The 17,856-nt window shown below is 68.4% G+C and carries 17 protein-coding genes; 1 reads left to right on the forward strand and 16 read right to left on the reverse strand.

Annotation, left to right across the window (positions count from 1 at the left end; translation table 11 throughout):
* Positions 1–9 precede the first annotated feature (9 nt).
* The 15 genes from V6U86_RS00620 to acpS form a co-directional block, all read right to left on the reverse strand.
* Complete coding sequence (locus V6U86_RS00620) at positions 10–1,197, reverse strand: ATP-grasp domain-containing protein (protein WP_334497176.1); 1,188 nt, start codon at positions 1,195–1,197, stop codon at positions 10–12.
* Positions 1,190–2,413, reverse strand: a complete 1,224-nt coding sequence (locus V6U86_RS00625) for an ATP-grasp domain-containing protein (RefSeq protein WP_334497178.1) — start codon at positions 2,411–2,413, stop codon at positions 1,190–1,192. Before V6U86_RS00625 ends, V6U86_RS00620 begins: the two co-directional genes overlap by 8 nt.
* A complete protein-coding gene (locus V6U86_RS00630) occupies positions 2,379–3,596 on the reverse strand; it encodes an MFS transporter (protein ID WP_334497180.1) in 1,218 nt (405 codons plus the stop codon). Before V6U86_RS00630 ends, V6U86_RS00625 begins: the two co-directional genes overlap by 35 nt.
* Before the next feature lie 62 nt (positions 3,597–3,658).
* Positions 3,659–5,080 carry a S8 family serine peptidase gene (locus V6U86_RS00635; protein WP_334497182.1) on the reverse strand — a complete coding sequence of 474 codons (1,422 nt, stop codon included), beginning with the start codon at positions 5,078–5,080 and terminating at the stop codon, positions 3,659–3,661.
* Positions 5,070–6,611 (reverse strand): amino acid adenylation domain-containing protein, encoded by a 1,542-nt coding sequence (locus V6U86_RS00640; protein ID WP_334497184.1) that lies wholly within the window; start codon positions 6,609–6,611, stop codon positions 5,070–5,072. Before V6U86_RS00640 ends, V6U86_RS00635 begins: the two co-directional genes overlap by 11 nt.
* The gene (locus V6U86_RS00645; RefSeq protein WP_334497185.1) at positions 6,608–7,180 is read right to left on the reverse strand and encodes an RBBP9/YdeN family alpha/beta hydrolase; all 573 of its coding nucleotides are present in this window, start codon (positions 7,178–7,180) and stop codon (positions 6,608–6,610) included. Before V6U86_RS00645 ends, V6U86_RS00640 begins: the two co-directional genes overlap by 4 nt.
* Positions 7,173–7,457: an acyl carrier protein gene (locus V6U86_RS00650; RefSeq protein ID WP_334497187.1), complete on the reverse strand. Its 285-nt coding sequence runs from the start codon at positions 7,455–7,457 to the stop codon at positions 7,173–7,175. Before V6U86_RS00650 ends, V6U86_RS00645 begins: the two co-directional genes overlap by 8 nt.
* A 1-nt stretch (position 7,458) precedes the next feature.
* Positions 7,459–8,979, reverse strand: coding sequence for a coproporphyrinogen-III oxidase family protein (locus tag V6U86_RS00655; protein ID WP_334497189.1), 1,521 nt, complete (start codon positions 8,977–8,979; stop codon positions 7,459–7,461).
* A gap of 18 nt (positions 8,980–8,997) precedes the next feature.
* The gene (locus V6U86_RS00660; RefSeq protein WP_030330895.1) at positions 8,998–9,288 is read right to left on the reverse strand and encodes a 4Fe-4S dicluster domain-containing protein; all 291 of its coding nucleotides are present in this window, start codon (positions 9,286–9,288) and stop codon (positions 8,998–9,000) included.
* Between the two features lie 34 nt (positions 9,289–9,322).
* Entirely contained in the window at positions 9,323–10,417 is a 1,095-nt protein-coding gene (locus tag V6U86_RS00665) for an aminotransferase class IV (RefSeq protein WP_334497193.1), read from the reverse strand.
* A gap of 2 nt (positions 10,418–10,419) precedes the next feature.
* Positions 10,420–11,637, reverse strand: a complete 1,218-nt coding sequence (locus V6U86_RS00670; RefSeq protein ID WP_334497195.1) for an ATP-grasp domain-containing protein — start codon at positions 11,635–11,637, stop codon at positions 10,420–10,422.
* A complete protein-coding gene (locus V6U86_RS00675; RefSeq protein WP_334497197.1) occupies positions 11,631–12,206 on the reverse strand; it encodes a hypothetical protein in 576 nt (191 codons plus the stop codon). Before V6U86_RS00675 ends, V6U86_RS00670 begins: the two co-directional genes overlap by 7 nt.
* A gap of 12 nt (positions 12,207–12,218) precedes the next feature.
* Positions 12,219–13,337 carry a branched-chain amino acid aminotransferase gene (locus V6U86_RS00680; RefSeq protein WP_334497199.1) on the reverse strand — a complete coding sequence of 373 codons (1,119 nt, stop codon included), beginning with the start codon at positions 13,335–13,337 and terminating at the stop codon, positions 12,219–12,221.
* Positions 13,330–14,535 carry a DUF6421 family protein gene (locus V6U86_RS00685; protein WP_334497201.1) on the reverse strand — a complete coding sequence of 402 codons (1,206 nt, stop codon included), beginning with the start codon at positions 14,533–14,535 and terminating at the stop codon, positions 13,330–13,332. Before V6U86_RS00685 ends, V6U86_RS00680 begins: the two co-directional genes overlap by 8 nt.
* Positions 14,536–14,860: 325 nt before the next feature.
* The gene (gene acpS / locus V6U86_RS00690) at positions 14,861–15,307 is read right to left on the reverse strand and encodes a holo-ACP synthase (RefSeq protein ID WP_334497203.1); all 447 of its coding nucleotides are present in this window, start codon (positions 15,305–15,307) and stop codon (positions 14,861–14,863) included.
* A 152-nt stretch (positions 15,308–15,459) separates the two neighbouring features.
* Between acpS and V6U86_RS00695 the strand changes: the two genes are divergently transcribed.
* A complete protein-coding gene (locus V6U86_RS00695; RefSeq protein ID WP_334497205.1) occupies positions 15,460–16,545 on the forward strand; it encodes a branched-chain amino acid aminotransferase in 1,086 nt (361 codons plus the stop codon).
* Between the two features lie 54 nt (positions 16,546–16,599).
* Here V6U86_RS00695 and V6U86_RS00700 read toward each other — a convergent pair whose 3' ends face one another.
* Positions 16,600–17,829, reverse strand: coding sequence for a PucR family transcriptional regulator (locus V6U86_RS00700; protein WP_334497207.1), 1,230 nt, complete (start codon positions 17,827–17,829; stop codon positions 16,600–16,602).
* Positions 17,830–17,856: the final 27 nt, after the last annotated feature.

Below are 17,856 nucleotides of genomic sequence, written 5' to 3' on the forward strand. Positions count from 1 at the left end.
CGTCACGGTTCAGCCCGGGCGGGTGACGATGGTCAGCGTCTCGCGGACGAAGGCCAGTGCTTCGTCGCGGAGCGCCGGGGTTTCGGCCGAGACGATGAGGTAGCCGGCGCGTTCCGCGCTCCAGGTGGCCGCCGGCACGACGTCGCCGGGGTGCTTCCACCAGCCGCACGTGACGAAAGCCGGGTGTGCTTCGATCTCGGCCATGCCCCGCACCTCGACCAGGATGCCGGGCGGCGCGATCGGGAGATAGCTCGCGGCGTACGCGACGGGGCCCGGCGGTGGCTCGGGCAGGGGCAGCGCCATGGCAAGCCGGACGACCATCTCGAACCAGTCCAGCCCGTAGGTGAGGCTGAGTAGATCCATGAGGTAGTCGCCGGGGGTCCGGACGGCGACCTCCATCAGGGTCGGCCCGTCGGCGGCGAGCCGGAACTCGAGGTGCACGATGCCCGTACGCATGCCGAGGGCGGCCACCACCGCCGTGCAGAACTCCGTCACCTCGGCGGCGGCCTCCTGGTCGAGGTGGATGCCGGTGCGGTGCGCTATCTCGACGAAGTGCGGCGGCTCGGCGGTCTCCTTGGCGGTGAGGTTGGCCAGCCACACCTTTCCCTCGCTGATCAGGGCTTCCCAGCTGTATTCCGGGCCGTCCACCGCCGTCTCCACCAGGAGCCGGCCCTCGTGGTTTCGGCGTGCTACAGCGCCCTCGAAGGCGTCCAGGTCCTCGACGAGTTCCACTCCCTCGCTGCCCGCCGAGGACAGTGGCTTCACGACAATCGGCAGGCGTGCCGCGGCCCAGTCACGCGCCGAGGCCAGATCGTCGGTCAACAGGTATTCGGGTTGGCGGACGCCCGCTGCGGCGAACAGACCCCTTTGCAGAGCCTTGTTGCGGGAGACGGTCGCGGCGTGCAGGGACGGGCCGGGCACGCCGAGCCGGTCCTGCAGCAGGGCCGCGCCGAGCACGTTGTTCTCGGTGAACGCCACCACTCCCGCCGGCTTGCGGTCTGCCGCAGCGGCCCAGGCTCCTCCGGCCCACTGCTCGTCGTGGTTGCCAGAGGCCACCCGGATGTGGTCGACGAGCTCGGCCGTGTCTGCGGCTCGGGCCGCGCCCTCCACGGCTGCCACCCGCAGACCCAGCCGTCGCGCGGCGGCGAGGTACGGCCGGCCCATGAAACCGACCCCGACCAGCAGCAGCTCAGACATGGCTGTCCGCCTTGTCGGCGGCCGTGACCTTGACCGAGGAGAACATGTCCCGCAGGAACTGTTCGAGCACAGCAGTCGGCGCCGGGCCGACGATACCGGCGATGGGTACGTCGTACTCGGCGTAGCTCAGGGCCTGACTGACCGGCTCGTCCTCGGTGCGCTGCACCCAGCGCCAGGTCAGCGGGCTGTGCCGGAACTCGTCGGCGCCCTTGATCGTGCAGAACTTCGCGCCCAGCGTGTGACCGGGGATGATGAACCAGCCGTACCGGGCATCCGGGTCGGCGGCGCGCGCCTCGGGGGCGGAGGCGCCGGGCGTCGAGAGGGCCCGCAGTTGCACCGACGGCATGTGCACGCCGGTCGCCAGCTCGAAGGTGTCGGCCACGCCCGCCCCGCCGAACCTGCTGGCCACCTCGAGGAAGACCAGGCCGTCGGGCGTCTCGATGCCTTCGAGGTGGAACAGGCTCGTGGTGATGCCGACTGCCTGTAGGCAGGCGGTGGTCCACTCGACGACGGCCGGCGGGGTGTCCGTCTGCACCGAGCCGAGCGGGCTGCCCTCGGCGTACCCGAGGCAGGTGCCGACGTACCGGCTGGCTTGAAGCGTGACAGGTGTGCCGTCGACGGCCAGCCCGTCGACGTGGATGATCGGGCCGCTGACGAATTCCTCGATCTCGAAGCCGCTCGGGTCCGCGTCGGACGGCAGGCCCTCCCGGCGTACCGTGTCGACTGCGGCTTCGGCTGTGTCGAAAACGCGTACGTCCTGGCTGGAAGCGCCGTCGAGCGGCTTGAGAACCGTCCTGCCCGGCCATGGGATGGCGGCTCCGGCGAGGGCCGAGGTCAGCGGGAGATAGCGCGGCACACGCAGGCCGGCTCGGGAAGCGGCGGCCTTCATCATGACCTTGTCCCGGACGGGCAGCACGTCGGCCTCGCGCGGGCCGGGCACGCCCAGCGCCTCCCGGATGCGGGCCGCGGCGATCAGGTCGAACTCGGACTGGGCGATGACCAGGTCGGGTTGTGGGTGACCGGCGAGCGCCGCCACCACCTCGGTCTCCGTGGCGCCGGTCCCGGGTCGTTCGATCCGGGTGCCGGGCAGCCGTGCGGGCAGTGTCGCCATGCGCTCGGCCGTACCGATGAACGTCACCTCGTGGGCTTCGAAGTCGAGGCCATTCGCATATCGGATGATGTCATCGGTGATTCGGTGCAGGATCAGGATGCGCATGGGGATACCTCAGTTGAAGGACCAGTGGAAGCAACAGAACGGCGACGAGAACGGATCCGAGTACGGCGCCGAGCAGCACGGCCTGCGGGCCATGGGCGGTGGCGAAGATGGCGACGACGAAACCCGAGATTGGCAGGGAGACCTGGTTCAGTAGAACGATGAGGCCGATCGTCTTGCCGAGGTGTTCGCGGGGAATGCGGCGGATTCGTTCGGCGCGGATGAAGACGTTGAGGATGCCGACCGTGCCGATCAGCAACGTGTAACCGATGGCGAACTGGGTGAACGTGTTCGCCTGGCTGATCGTGAGGCCACCCAGGCAGATGATCACGAAGGTGCCCAGGATGGCGACCAGCGAGCTGATCCGCCGGGACAGCCGCGGGATGATGAAGAAGATCAGCAGGGAGAGCACGCCTTCGGCGAAGGACAGCACCCCGAAGTAGCGGTCGGGCTTGCCGAACGTGCCGGTGGTGATGGCGGCGCTGGTCGCCATGCCGACACCGACCATGAGGTTCACCATCATCGTCAGCCCGACCAGGCCCACCATCGCGGGGAGCTTGAACAGCGTGTGCGCGCCCTCGGCCACCGAGGCCAGCACACCGCGGACAGTCGTGGGCTCGGTGTTGGTGACCGCACGGCGCAGGCTGCCGCGAAGCGTCAGGACGTTGAGCGTGGTGAGCGCGAAGAGCACACCGGTCACCAGTAGCAGATCGGTCGTTCCCAGCAGGGTGGCCAGCAGGACCGCGATGGCCGGGCCGAGCACCGTGCTCGCCTGCTCGGTGCCCTGAATGACGGACTGCGCCCGCACCATGTGCTCGGCGGGCACGAACCGGGGGAGGGTGGTCTCCATCGCGATGTACGCCTGGGCGCTGGCCAGGGACATGGATGCGGCGAGAACGCTCAGCGTCACCACCGTCGCGTCCGGCCAGGCCAGTACGGCGGCGAAGGCGGCGGCGGCGAGGAACGCCCGGACACCGTCGGCGATCAGGTAGAGCCGGTAGCCGTCGACACGATCGGCGAGCACCCCGGCGACGGGGACGAAGATGACCCGCGGAAGCCACTCGACCAGGAAGACGAGCCCGCTCGCGGCGACACTGCCGGTGGTCTTGAAGACCAGTAGCGGAATGGCGAACAACAGAAACTGGTCGGCCAGCGCCGCGACCCCGCGACCGCCGACGAAGCGCACGATATGATGGGGTCGAATGTCTGTGGTCTGGGATTCTCTGGCGGGGGCACGCAATGGTCCATTCACGCAGAGAACCCCCGTCTGTCCATCGAGGATGGTAACAGCGGTCGATCAGCAGCGACAACCCCGGCCAATCGGTGCGCAGTAAGCAGACCGTGACCGGTGACCGCGTTCGGGCTCTCTCCGCCGCACTCATCCCCGGTGATGGAACGGCCCCGCGTAACGGGCACACAGGCAGCCGCCAGCGACTCCACAGTGCACGCCCGGCCCTGCTGAATCGCCAATGCCACCACGCCGGCCGCGTATGCGGTAGCGCCTGACGTGCCGCTCGAAACGAGCCAGCCGTCATCCGCGCCCGTGCCGTCGTACTTGCTGTTGCGGCGGTCGAACAGGCATCCCGGCTGGGTCGGGAAGAGGATGTAGTTGCCGTTGGGCAACATGCCGCACGGGCCGGACACGTCCGGCACGGCCCGTCCGGGAAAGACCGCCGACCGGTAGCTGGAGGCGAGATCGGCGGCCCGCAGCGCGCCGTCGGGGTCGATGTGCACTCCGCCGACGGTGACGGCGCCCGGGGTGGCGACGGACTGGAACATCGCTGTCGGCCGGTCGGTCGAGCCGTTACCCGCGGCGAACAGCACGGTGCAGCCCCGTCGGATCGCGTTGGCGACCTCGAGGTGCAGATGGGGTTCCGAGCGCAGCGTGCCCCAGCTGCAGGAGATGACGTCAGGTTCCAGCTGCACCGCCCGCTGGAACGCGGCGACGGGAAAGGAGAAGCCCTCGGTGGCCATCTTGACCATCGTGAGAGACACGTCGGGCGCCACCGCCAGCAGCAACGCCGACATCGCGGTGCCGTGACCGCGTTCGTCGACCGCGGGATCGAGCTGCGGCAGGGCGGCGACCACCGAGGTCCGGTAACCGTGCCGCCGGTGATGCGGATGGTCATAGAGGCCGGTGTCGACCATGACGACCCGGACGCCGTCGCCGCGGACGCCGGCGGCGTGGAGCTCCTCGGCTCCGGCCACCCGAACCGCGTCGCCCGGAAGGCTGAGGTGGTGCCCGGTGCCGCGCACCGTCGGCGGAGACGCGGTCGCACTCAGCTCGAACCCGGATCGCGGCGCCGAGACCGCACTGATGAGGTCGGTGCACACCCGGGAGCGGAGCGGGCCCCGCGCCACGAGTTCGTACCGCGGCGAATCGCGGATGTACTTGTTGCGTACCACGGCGACGGCGCTGCCGAAGACTTCCCCGAGCAGGCTCTGCTCACCACTGACCGTCAGGCCCGCGTCGGTGCGCGCCTCGATCGCGAGGCCTTCCCGCACGAGCGCCTCGGCAACCCGGTCGACGGTGGCCGGCGCGGGAAGGAACTCCTCGACCGGGTGGCGTAGCAGCTCGGCGGGGTCGGCGAGGTTGCGCCCGGACGCCGCCCGTGGGACCACGGTCAGCACACCCCGCCGAGTGAACGCGGCGATCTCGTCATCGATCATCGGACGCCACCAGTCCGCGCAGGCGGCCCCGGTCGAGTTTGCCGGTCGGCGTCAGGCCGACGTCCCCATCGTCGATCATGACAATCGCGGCCGGGACCATGTACGGCGGTAGCACCCGCGCGAGCGCGGTCCCCAGTTCCGTTTCGGCTCCGGCCCGGTCGGCGCCGAGGACGAAGAGGGTGATGGCCCGGCCGGCGACCCGGTGCTGAGTCACCACAGCGCAACAGTCGAGCACCCAGTCCACGGCGAGCGCGGCGGCTTCGATCTCGGAGGTGTGCACGAGATTTCCGGCGATCTTGACAGCATCGTCGCGACGGCCGACGAAGACGAGCTGCCCGGCGCTGGTACGCCGAACGAAGTCGCCCGAGCGGTAGTACCGGATCTCCGGTGAGCCACGCGTGATCAGCACCTGCTCGGTCCTCGCCGGCTCCTCGCAGTAGCCCAGCATGACCTGCGGGCCACCGATGAGCAGCTCACCCGTATCGCCGTCGGGCGCCGGTCGCAGGTCGTCGTCGACGATCAGGACCTCGACGGCGGGCAGCGGGGCCCCGATCGGCAGGTACTCGTCGTCGTGGCCGGCGATGTCGTCGGTCAGGTAGAGGGTGGCGCTGTGCGTGGTCTCGGTCGGGCCGTAGCCGTGCACATAGGTCAGGCCGGGAAGCTTCTTGTCCATCGCCCGCAGAAGCGAGGTCGGGCACGACTCGCCGCCGAACCAGAGGCGTCGCAGCGAGCTCAGATCGCGCCGGTCGATGTCGCTGAACCGTCCGAGGAGCATCCGGATGACCGACGGCACCAGCAGCACGTCGGTGATGCGCCACCGCTCGCACGCCTGCGTGACCTGGCCGGCCATCGACAGCCGGGGCAGCAGGTGCACGCTGCCGCCGACCAGGAAGGTGGAGTACAGATCGACAACCGACGCGTCGAAGAACAGCGGCGCCACGTTCAGGTAGCGCATTCGTTCCGGGAAACCGACCACCTCCTGTACGCCTTCGAGTAGCGCGCACACACTGCGGTGGCTGATCATGACGCCCTTCGGGCCGCCGGTCGATCCCGACGTGAAGATGACGTACGCCTGGTCGTCCGGCCTCCTGTCCTCGTACGCCGAGGGCCGGTAGTCGGTCTCAGCCCGCACGTCCCAGGAGCCACCGGCGACCACCACGGCGCCGGCCGCCGCCTCGGCGACCAGCCCGAGGTGCTGCGGATGCGCCACCGTCACCGTCGGGCGGCACCTGGCGAACAGCAGGGCCGTCCGGGCCGGAGGCAACGACTCGTCGACGGGCACGTACCGCGCGCCGAGCCGAAGCGCCGCCACCATGCAGACCACGGAGTCGATGGACTTGTCCAGCACCATCGCGACGGTGTCGTGCCGCCCGACGAGGGGAGCCAGCAGATCGGTCAGCGCCTGGGTGCGCCGGGCCAGCGTCCGATAGGACACCTGCTCGTTGGTGGCCAGGTCGACCACCGCCACGGCGTCGTCGTCGTGGCGGCGGTCGAGGACCTCGTCGACGAAGCGAAGCGGGCCACCGGTCACCTGTCGACTGTCGCGAGTTGCTGGCACACCGCCTCCAGCAGCTCCGGGAAGGTGTCCAACTTCTGGTCGTACGACCCGAAGTGGCCCATCCCCTCCATCACTGTCAGGCGACTGCCGGTCAGCCGATGCAGCTCCCGGGCCACCTCAACGGGGACCCACGGGTCGTCCGTCGAGTGGAACTGGACGATGAAGCGCTGATTTCGCTTGATCGCCGCCCAGTCCCATGGCCGGTCGAAGAATCCGCTGCGCCGTTCGAGTTCGAAGCCGCAGTCGGTGTGGTGACCGGCCACCACGAAGGTGCCCAGCAGCGGCGCCGACTCCGCGTACCGCAGTGCGGTCAGGGCTCCTGACGAATGCCCGACGATGACCGTCTGGTCGTCGGGCCGGATGACATCGGTCAGGTAGGGCAGCCAGTACCGCATCCGACCTTTGATCGGATCGGGGAAGGTCTGTGCCACCACGTTGTGGCCACGCGCCTCGAGCTCCCGCTTGAGGTACGGGAACCAGATGCCGTCGATGGTTGCGCCGGCGTTACCGTGCACCAGGACGACCCGGACGGCATCAGACATAGGAGTCGTCGTTGAGCTGGTCCTCGAGCATCGTCGCGAGCGAGCCGAGGGTGGCGAAGTGCTCCACCGTCAGCAGCTCCGGTTCGAGTTCGATGTCGTAGTACGACTCGAAGGCCAACGTCAGCTCGATCATCTGGGTGGAGTTCAGCGAGAGCCCGCCGTTGAACAGGGGCGTGGTCGAGGTCAGCTCAACGCTGTGGTTCGGGAACACCTCGGCCGCGATCTTCCGCAGGTCGTCCTCGATGTCCGCGCGGGTCTTCCGGTCAGCGCTCGTCACGTCAGCCCGCCTTCGGCGCGGTGCCGGAGTCGGCCGGCCGGGTCGCCAGCTTGGACTGTAGGAAGACCGGTGTCCGGGGGATGTTCATCTCGTCCTGGTGGAACGGGTTGCGCTTGTTTTTCAGCGAGAGGTACATGGTGCGGCGGGCCCGCGCCTTCTCCTCGTCGGAGTAGAACAGGAAGGCGATGTTGCCGGCGTTCTCCCGGCCGACCTCGGTGAGGGTGATGTCCTCGTCGGTCTCGATCGCGTACCCGCTGTCGACCATCCAGTTGATCTCCCGGCGGTACTTCTCCAGGTTGGCGACGTCCGCCTTGCGTACGGTGCCGAAGACCGGGAAGAACACCATGACCCGGTTCTCGACCTCGTCCTCGCTGCAGATCCGGCCCTGCTCGATGGGGATGATGCCGTCTTCGACATCCTTGATCCAGCGGTCCACGTTCGTGTGGTTGCGGTAGCTTCGCTCACCCATGTAGTTCTCGGCGGCCGGGCCGATGCCCAGGGTGTAACTCGCCCGGTAGCCGTTGCCTCCGCAGGCATGGTCCAGCCCGATCGGGCCGGTGTCCTCCAGGTGGGTGAAGAAGTTGATCAAAAGCTGCTTGTCGTACCCGTAGTCGGCCAGGCTCTCCTTGATCTGGCGGTACTGGACCCGCTCGATGCTCCCGGACGGCAGCACGTCGCTCACCTTGCCGGCCCGGATCTGCTTGTCGAGCCGGGTGCCCTCCCACTGGTTGAACCGGTACGTCTGCACGAAGCTGGGGCGCAGTTCGGCGCAGATGCCGTGGATGTCGGAGGCGAGGATCTCGTCGGTCTGACCGGCAAGGTTGTACATCAGGTCCAGCGCGAACGTCCTGATCCCGGCCTTCCGGATGTTCTCCGCAGTCTGGTAGACCTGCTCGACGGTGGCCTTGATGGTCAGCTTGCGCCGGATCTCCTCGTTGAGCGTCTGCACACCGAACGAGATGCGGGTGATGCCCAGGGACTTGAGCATCTCGATGTAGCCGTCGGTGGACAGGCCGAGCGGGCTGCCCTCCAACGAGATCCCGTCGACCTCGCTCAGGTCGAACTCGCGATGCACGGCCTGGATGATGGTGGCCATCGACTCCTGGTCGAGCGCCGACGGCGTACCACCGCCGAACTGGACGTACTTGATCTTCGTGCCCTGGAAGTACGCCGAGCGGGCGTTGCGCTCGATCTCCTTCACCATGGCCTTGACGAACCGCACCCGCTGCTCACCCTGGTACTTCGCGGAGGACTCCTTGAAGCAGGCACAGAAGTTGCAGAACGCCTCGCAGAAGGGGATGTGGAAGTACAGCAGGATGTTCGTCCGCTGCGGGTGCGTCTGACGGTCGAGGAAGGAGAAGTACTCCGCCTTCTCCTGCTCGGTCCGCAGCGCGTCCTGGAAGCCGCAGATCTTCGGGTAGAACCAGGTGACGTTGGTGCGCTTCTCCGGGCTCTCGAAGTCGTCCTTGAGGTAGAAGTTCGAATCGAGACCGAGCATGAACGAGTTTTCGATTGTGGTCATGTCTGTCGATCCCATCCCTTACGAGGCGGACTTCTTGCTGACGGAATTGGCGTCGCTCTGGTAGATCACCGGGTACTGCTGGCTCATCTCACCGTTGATCAGGATCCACTCGAACTTGTCCTCGGGCAGCTCGACATCGGCCCAGATGGCTTCCGGCGGACATTCGGCAACGCAGGCATTGCAGTCGATGCACTCCTCCGGATTGATGTAGAGCATCTCCGGGCCTTCGTGGAAGCAATTGACCGGGCAGACGTCCACGCAGTCGGTGTACTTGCACCCGATGCACGCATCGGTGACGACGTAGGCCATGATCTGGATCTCCTGGTGAGTCGTGCTGCCGTTGTCAGGCGTGGACTGTCGAAACTTCGGTAAGCCGTCGCATCCAGCCGAACCGGTCGATCAGATCGCCGCGGTGGATGCCGTCGAGCGTCTCGCGGAGGTGCGACGCCACGGCGACGCTGCCGGGCAGTCGGTATTCCTCCCCGCGGTAGCCGAGGCCGTTGATGGACACGACCCCCTCGACCGTTCCGGTGCCGAAGCACTCGGTGATCCGGCCGTCGCTGATGCCTTGCAGCACCTCCGCCAACGGCACCGGCCGTTCGTCGACAGTGGTCCCGGCATCACGCGCCAGCTTGATGATCGAGTCGCGGGTGATCCCCGGCCGTACGGTGCCGTCCAGCGACGGCGTGGTCAGGACGCCGTCGATGACGAAGAAGGCGTTCATCGCGCCGACCTGCTGGACGGTGCGCTCCGGACCGCCGCCCACCCACAGCACGTGGTGGTAGTCGTAGTTGGCGGCGATCTCCCGCGGGACCAGTCCCGGCCCGCCGTTACCGACGGCGTTGATGTCCCCCGTGCCGCCCGGCCACGCCCGCACGTAGTCGTTCACCACCATCGCCCGCACCGGCAGCTCGCTCGGAGCCGGCCGGGTCAGCGGGCTCGCCACGATCGTGAACAGGCACTCCTCGGCGGGGGCGACCTCGAGCGTCGAGCCGTTGCCGGCCAGGACGGAGTGCAGCAGCAGCGCCGACCCGGGCTGTGCCGGGATCCACGCGGAGTCCAGGTCCACGAGCCGGCGGATCGCGAGCCAGACGCGGTCGAAGTCGAGTTGCGGGAGTGCCATCCGCCGGGCCCCGTTGTTGAGCCGCTTGATGTGGCTGTCCGGGCGGTACACCGACACGGACCCGTCGGTCATCCGGTAGGCGGCGAGGTCGTCGAAGACCGCCTGCCCGTGGTTCAGGGCCGAGGCCGTGGGCCGTACGGACGGCAGCGCGTCCCGGTCGGCGATGGTCATGCCCTGCCAGGACCGCCGCTTGCTCCACCGCATCGAGTACGCGTGATCGGTCAGAACGCCACCCGGGCGCGTCGGCGCGTCGGCCTCCGGCTTCGAACGGGGTGCGGTCGTCGCCTCGACGATCAGATCGTTGTCCTTGCTCACGATCAGCTGCCTTCCTTGTCGGATATATCGACCCGCACGTCGCGGAGCACGGCGCCGACCAGGTCCTCGACCCGGCCTGGATCGCCGACGAAACAGACCTGCGCGACCCGGTTGTGGAAGATGTCGTCGGGATCGAGCGCGCCGCCGCGCTCGGCCTCGAAGACGATCCGGTCGAACTCGTCGACATCGAGAAACGGCTCGATGCCGGACACACTGCCGGCGAAGACGCCCGGCCGATCGGTGGTGACGAAGGCGACCCCGGCGCTCAGCGACGAGACGGGCTGGTCCACGTAACGGCCGCCGCGAGCCGCCTCAGCCGTCGCCAGGTAGAGGTCCACCCCGGGACCCGCCATGATCAGTTCGGGGATGCAGTCGCCGGCCAACCGGGCGCCCACCTCGATCAGCACCGGGCGGCCGTCGGCGGCGATGCGGGTCTCGATGTGGAACGGCCCGACGGTGATGTCGAAGGCGGCGACCACCTGCTCGGCGAACTCGCGCAGCAGCCGTCCGTGCGGTGAGCTCCGCGGCGGTGTGGCGACGTGGCCCATCTCGAAGAACTGCGGCGGTGCGCTGACGAGTTTCGTGGTGACGCTGACGAGATGCGGGCCGGCCGCGTCCACCCAGCCCTCAAGGGAGAACTCGGGGCCGTCGACGTACTCCTCGACCAGGGCGACCCGCCGCGGATCGTGGTGGAACTTGACCTCGCCGTACCGGTGGATCTCCGCGCAGGCGCGCTGGTATTCGTCGGTGTTGCGGACGAGGCGCACCATCAGGCTCCCGCCCCAGTCGACCGGCTTGACGACCGCCGGGAACGCGACGGGGCAGTCGCCCACCTCGTCGGCCGGGATGGTGAACGATGCCGGGACGGCGATGCCATGTTTGACGCAGCGCTCCCGCATGACGTCCTTCTGCCGCACGGCCTCGGCCGTGTCCTGGCTCAGCGCCGGCAGCCCGAGGGCGCGGGCCAGCTCGGCGGCCGCGCCGACGGCGTACTCGAAGCCCGCGATGACGCCGGTCGGCACCACCCCCAGCCGGTCGACGAGGCCCAGTAGAGCGGGCACGCCGTGGTCCGGATGCCAGTCGACGACGCGCGCACCGGCGTGGACCTCCGCCGGCAGCAGGTCGGGGAACTGCGTCGGGATCAGGCACGGGACGCCGGCCGCCACCAGCCGGCTCGCCAGCTGGATCCCGGCCGACAGCGGTTGGACGATTATCAACACCCGGGGCCGGCCTTTCCCACGTGCAGGGTGAACACCATCGGCACCGGGCCGAAGTTCTCCAGCGTCCGCAGCCCTTCGGCCCGCGCCGCGCGGTCGGTGGTCACGCAGGCGTCGTACTCCCCGGCGGCGCAGACGGCAGCCGCCACGGAGTTGCTGCTCGCGTACGAGATCGTGCCCCGATTCGTGACCAGGCAACTGGGAGCGGGATGGGTGACGATGGTGCGCACGGAATCCTGTCCGGGACGGGCGGCCAGCACCATGTCGTACGTGTCCAGGATGAAGCTGTCGGCCATCGTGAGCCGATGCAGGTTGCCGAACACCAGGTCGTGCAGGCGTGGGTAGACGGCACAGGCGAGGATCGCCTCGGTGCCGTCGAACGTCATGACGTCGAGCCCATCCTCGACCTCGGCGTGCAGGACCACCCGACCCGGGCGCTGCCGGTCGGCGAACCAGCGGTGAGCGGCCTTCTCCAGGTTGGTGCCGGTCGGTCCGAGCGTGTGGATAGTGGTGACGTGCGGCAGTGCGGTCGAGCCGGAACCCGCTGTGGAACGGCCGGTGGCGTCAGGCATCCGCCATCTCCCTTACTGTCGGTCGGTCGAGCTGTGAACGGAGGCAAGGTCTTTGCGTACGCTCCGCAGCCATCCGTGGGTGTCCGGACGGCTGCCGTGCTGGATCTCCATGAGCGTGTGCCGCACCCGGGCGGTCACCACGCCCTCCTGCCCGTCCCCGATCGTCACGTCGTCGTCTCCATCGGCGATCCGGCCGACCGCCACGACCACGGCGGCGGTCCCGCACGCGAACATCTCGACGAGCCTGCCGGACCGGGCACCGGTCATGACGGCGTCGATCGGGGTCGGCTCCTGCGCAACCGGAATGCCGAGATCACCGGCGAGGGCGATGACGCAGTCGCGGGTCACGCCCCGCATGATCGTGCCCTGGCACGGTGGCGTGGTCAGCCGTACGCCGTGCGGTTCGTCGTCGTCGCGCCAGACGAAGAAGACGTTCATGCCGCTGAGCTCCTCGACCCAGCGAAACTCGATGCCGTCGAGCCACAGCACCTCGTCGTAGCCGCGCGCGTTGGCCTGCTTGCGGGTCAGCAGGCTGGCGGCGTAGTTGCCGGAACACTTCGCCTCGCCCACGCCGCCGCGCACCGCGCGTACGGCCTCACCGGAGGTCAGCACGGAGATCGGCGTGAAGGCCCGCCCGAAACACGGGTCGGCCGGATATGCCAGGAAGGTGCACCGGTAGCGCCGCGAGTCGCGGAGCCCGAGCTCCGACTCGGTCGCGATCATCAGCGGGCGCAGATAGAGGCCCTGGCCTGGCTCTCCGGGAATCCAACTGTCGTCAGCGGAGACGAGGTGAGCGCAGGCGTCCAGGAACATCGAGGTCGGCATCTCGGCCATCGCCAGCCGCCGTGCCGATCGGGTCATCCTGCGGGCGTGGTCCGCGGGGCGGAACAGCGCGGCGGAGCCGTCGGGCTGGCGGAACGCCTTCAGGCCCTCGAAGACGCTCTGGCCATAGTGCAGCACGAGGGCGCCCTGATCCATGGTCATCGGGGCGTACCGCTCAAGGGAGTAGTCGGACCAGCCGTGCTCGGCCGACCAGTGAACGACGACGATGTTGTCGGTGTGATAGCGGCAGAACCCGGGATCGCGAAGGGCTTCGGCGCGGTCGGTGATGGTCAGGGTTCCGTCAGACATGGACCTCACTGCCCCAGAGGCTCAGGGATGCCCGGGGGCCGCCGTACCTGTCCGCCTTGTTGTCGGGCTCCAGGAGCAATCTCTCGTACAGGAAATCGGTGACCTTCTCGCGATAGGACTCGTCGTCGGTGATCGCCTCGAATTCCTCGATCGTCCGGACGAGTTCCTTGGCCGATGCGACGATCTCCGCCTTGCCGGCCAGGCTGCGCCGGCCGTCGTCGCCGAGCGTGAACAGGCCGTGCTCGGCAAGCCAGGTGCCGAGGGCGAAGCCGGTCCCGGAGTCGAAGTTGCGCAACGGGCGTGGCTCGGCCGGGTAGCGGAAGAGCCGTTCCAGGATGATGTACTCGAAAATGATGTCGCCGTAGGGCACCGACTCTTCGTGGCAGGCTATCGCCGATTTCAGGTCGACCTTGAGCTCCTCGGCGAGACCGGGTCGCCATTTCGTCTTCAACGCCAGGTGCTGATCCAGTGGACGGGGCCCGGTGTGGTGGTAGTAGTCGTGCAGGTAGCCCCAGACGCAGCGCGCCTGATAGACGTCCTCCGGGTCGACGTCGGCGGACGCCAGCACCAACGTGTCGGCGAACGGGGAACCGACGCCACAGAGCCGTGCCACGATCTCCAGTGTGCGGGCGTAGATAGTGGTGTGCCGGTTGAAGAAGAACCAGGCGAACGACTGATCCACTGTGGGCGTAGCCGTCGGAATATTCTCCGGAAAGAATACGACGCAGTTTCCGTCGCGCAATCCTGGGGAAGCGGAAAGGAGTCGGGTCGACTGGAACACCGCTTTGTCGTGCGGATAACGCGACTGCAGTTCGGTGGTGCAGTCCGGGTCCTGACGAACGACGGTGAAGGCCTCGAGGAAGGCACCGCGGGAGCCGTCGCCGTTCGGCAGGGTGACCGGTCCGACGAAGGCGGCGACCTCGCCATCCTCCGGCGCGGGGACGGTGTCACGGGTCGCGTCGAAGGCCGGCTTCTCCAGAAAGCCGGACTCTGACCAGGCCCGCAGGTCGTGGATGGTGGCCTCGATCTGACTCGCCGGCATCAGCGGGTCGAGCTGCTCGATGTCGCGGCAGAGTTGGTCGAGCTGCGCGATCGCCTGGTCGCCGTCGCCGCGGATCTGGGCCGCGCGAATCAGGCCGGCGACCGGCACTATGCGACGCTCGAATTCCAGGACCTGAGAGAGCGTGCGTGGCTCCACATTATCCCCTCGGCAGCATCGACGCCGTTTAGGCGTCCCACCCGTGATGCACCTCGAAGTGTGCCTACCTCCGAGGATTCGCTTGATCAGAATCTTCTGGCGCTGCTCCGGCCCCGTCAAACAACTCTCGCTATTTGGGAAATAGACCAGCGAGAATCGCTGATCTTGACTGACTCTTGTTTTGCCCGATTGCGATGTAATTATCTGCTGATGGTCGGCACCGAACCTCCGCGCAGATTAGCTAAAGTCAACAATGCGGCATCGGCCGTCAATCAAATGATATGAGTTGTATGTCCAACTTGGACGTTGGTAATGGGGAAGGTGCTCAGGGCCGTTGGCCCAGGCCTGCGACGAACGCATAGGCCAGATGTCGGCTATGTGTCAGGGTGATCAGCCATGAATGGACACCGGCCGCTTCGGCGAGCACCGCCGCGCGCCCGGCCAGGGTCAGTGCCGGCTGCCCGGAGTGACGGCGGACCACCTCGATCTCCCGCAGGGCCGACCCACTCAGGCCGGTGCCGAGTGCCTTCAGCACCGCCTCCTTGGCGGCGAAACGGACGGCGAAGCGTTCCGCCGGGTCGTTTTCGAGCAGGCAGTAGGCGCGCTCTCCCGAAGTGAAATGCCGATCCGCGAACCGGGGCTGCCGGGCCAGCAGCGCCCGGATGTCGTCGACGTCGACGAGGTCGGTGCCCACACACACGACCACCCGGCCCACCACCTGACGGGCGGCGCTGTCGGCGGCCGCGGCGATCTTCTCCTCGCCCCGGCTCACCGCCGCACCGTCCCTCCCGAGTCGCTGCAGTCTGTCTATGATCGGCGACAATACGGTCGGTATTCTGCACCTGTCATCCGACAAAACTTCCCCTGCGCGTTCGTTCTCGGTGACTGAGCGCCCAGGGATGCGGTCATTGAGAGGATCCGGCCATGAGCCTGCCGTTCCCGTTGCAGCAGAATCCGAGCCCGGCCAGCGCGCAGCGGCGAGCCGAGATCATGGCGAATCCGGGGTTCGGCACGCACTTCACCGACCACATGGCACGGGCGGTGTGGAAGCCGGACGGCGGCTGGCAGGATTCCGAGATCATCCCCTTCGGCCCGATCCTCATGCACCCGGCGGCGGCCGTGCTGCACTACGCCCAGGAGATCTTCGAAGGGATGAAGGCGTACCGGCACGCGGACGGCTCGATCTGGTCGTTCCGGCCGCAAGCCAACGGCGAGCGCTTCGCGCGGTCCGCCCGGCGGCTGGCCCTGCCCGAACTGCCGGTGCCGGACTTCATGGCCTCGGTCGAGGGACTGGTCCGCGCCGATCAGGTGTGGGTGCCAGACGAGAACGAATACAGCGTCTATCTGCGGCCGTTCATGTTCGCGTCCGAGCCGTTCCTGGGGGTTCGCCCGGCGAAGGAGATCACCTACATGGTGATCGCCTGCCCGGTCGGCGCGTACTTCTCCGGTGGCGTCAAGCCGGTCTCCATCTGGCTCTCCACCGAGTACACCCGCGCGGCGCGGGGCGGCACGGGCGAGGCGAAGTGCGGCGGCAACTACGCCTCCAGCCTGGCGCCGATGGTCGAGGCCGCCGAGCACGGCTGTGAGCAGGTCTGTTTCCTGGACGCCGCCGAGGGCCGCTACGTGGAGGAACTCGGCGGCATGAACCTCTACTTCATCACCGCCGACGGCAAGATCATCACCCCGGAGCTTGGCACGATCCTCGAGGGCGTCACCCGGGGGTCGATCCTCATCCTCGCCAAGGACCTGGGCCTGGAGGTCGAGGAGCGCCCGGTGGAGATCCGGGAATGGCAGGAGGGCGTGGCGTCCGGCGCGATCACCGAGGTCTTCGCGTGTGGCACCGGTGCCGTGGTCACGCCCGTCGGGCGCCTGGTCTGGGAGGGCGGCGAGGTGACGGCTCCGAAGGCCGGCGCCGAGGACTCGGTGACCATGCGGCTGCGCCGCCATCTGCTCGACATCCAGTACGGCCGGGCCGCCGACCCGTACGGCTGGATGACCCGCCTCGTGTGACCAGGAACGTCGGTCCGCTCAGCTGCCCGCAGGCACCACAGGCGTGCGACGGAGTCACGGCGTGCGGTAATCGCCGGTGAGCCGACCGAGCTTCATGGCCAGGTGCAGGCACAGTCGTTCGTTGCCGTCCTTGAGGTCGGTCCCGGCGAGCTGTTCCACCCGTTGCAGCCGGTAGTAGAGGGTGGTCCGGTGCAGTCGCAGTTTCTCGGCGGTCGCGTGCGCGTTGCCCGCCAGGTCGAGGTAGGCCTCAAGGGTCTCCAGCAGCACCTGGTGGGCGTCGTCGCGCAGCAGCCGCTCCAACCCGGGATGAACGCCCGCGACGTCGAGGTGCTGGCTGTCGAGTTGGGACAGCACCCGGTAGATGCCCAGGCCGGCCCAGGAGATCACCCGGCCGAGCGCGGGCAGTTGCGTACCGACCCGGGCCGCCTGGGCGGCCTCCTGGTAGGACTCGACCGCGCTGGACAGTTCGGCGCGGGGCTGGCCGATTCCGGTCACGGTCCGGTCCACCGAGGCCAGGCCCCGGGTCGCGGTGCTCAGCGCCGCGTCCAGGTGCCCGGCGGACGCCTCCGGCGAGGGGCGACCGGCGATCCGGTCGCCGCAGACCAGCAGCACCCCGTGGTCGTGCCAGACCAGGTGCAGCGTCTCCCGCACGCCGATCCACCGGCGGGTCGTGACCAGGGCCTGTTCCAGGGCGATCCGGGCCACCTCGTCGGGCTGCCGCCCACCGGCCGGCACGAGCTGCGCGACGAGCGCGACGGTCGACCCGTCGGCGGCCACCACGCCCTCGTCCAGTAGCGCCTGCGCCGCGTGCTCTCGCGCCTGCCGGCCCTCCACCAGGAGGGTGCGGGTCGCCTCCGTCTCCCGCTGCGAGGCGAGCTCACCGAGCAGGTTCTCCCGGTAGAGGGCCAGCGACAGGTCGGTGAAGGCACCGGCCGCGGTGGCGATGTCGGCGTCGGTCATCGAACCGTCCGCGTCGATGAACCAGACGAACCCGAGCAGCAGGTCCTCGTGCCGGATCGGCACGCAGACGCGGGCCAGCAGGTCCAGTTCGACACACGCGGGGGTACGGACCGGAGCGCGCGCCGTAAGCACGCCCCTGCCCCGGAACCAGGCGATCACCTCGGGCGTCGTCTGCCGGCGCAGGATCGACATCCGGCGGACGTCGTCCATCGGGCCGTCGTGCTCGCTGTAGGCGACCACCCGCTGCCGCCGGTCCTCGATGAGGGCGGGACGCCCCACCCGGACGGCGACGGCGTCGACGATTCGCTGGAGCTCACCGTGCATGTATCTCCCCAGGTTGCGCTGCGTGAC

Source organism: Micromonospora sp. CPCC 205558, assembly GCF_036902955.1.
GTDB lineage: Bacteria > Actinomycetota > Actinomycetes > Mycobacteriales > Micromonosporaceae > Micromonospora.

Excerpts from the sequence above, each read along its gene's own strand:
- V6U86_RS00620 (WP_334497176.1), bottom strand. The coding sequence starts at position 1,197 with ATGTCTGAGCTGCTGCTGGTCGGGGTCGGTTTCATGGGCCGGCCGTAC.
- V6U86_RS00625 (WP_334497178.1), bottom strand. The coding sequence starts at position 2,413 with ATGCGCATCCTGATCCTGCACCGAATCACCGATGACATCATCCGATAT.
- V6U86_RS00635 (WP_334497182.1), bottom strand. The coding sequence starts at position 5,080 with ATGATCGATGACGAGATCGCCGCGTTCACTCGGCGGGGTGTGCTGACC.
- V6U86_RS00645 (WP_334497185.1), bottom strand. The coding sequence starts at position 7,180 with ATGTCTGATGCCGTCCGGGTCGTCCTGGTGCACGGTAACGCCGGCGCA.
- V6U86_RS00655 (WP_334497189.1), bottom strand. The coding sequence starts at position 8,979 with ATGACCACAATCGAAAACTCGTTCATGCTCGGTCTCGATTCGAACTTC.
- V6U86_RS00660 (WP_030330895.1), bottom strand. The coding sequence starts at position 9,288 with ATGGCCTACGTCGTCACCGATGCGTGCATCGGGTGCAAGTACACCGAC.
- V6U86_RS00675 (WP_334497197.1), bottom strand. The coding sequence starts at position 12,206 with ATGCCTGACGCCACCGGCCGTTCCACAGCGGGTTCCGGCTCGACCGCA.
- V6U86_RS00680 (WP_334497199.1), bottom strand. The coding sequence starts at position 13,337 with ATGTCTGACGGAACCCTGACCATCACCGACCGCGCCGAAGCCCTTCGC.
- V6U86_RS00695 (WP_334497205.1), top strand. The coding sequence starts at position 15,460 with ATGAGCCTGCCGTTCCCGTTGCAGCAGAATCCGAGCCCGGCCAGCGCG.
- V6U86_RS00700 (WP_334497207.1), bottom strand. The coding sequence starts at position 17,829 with ATGCACGGTGAGCTCCAGCGAATCGTCGACGCCGTCGCCGTCCGGGTG.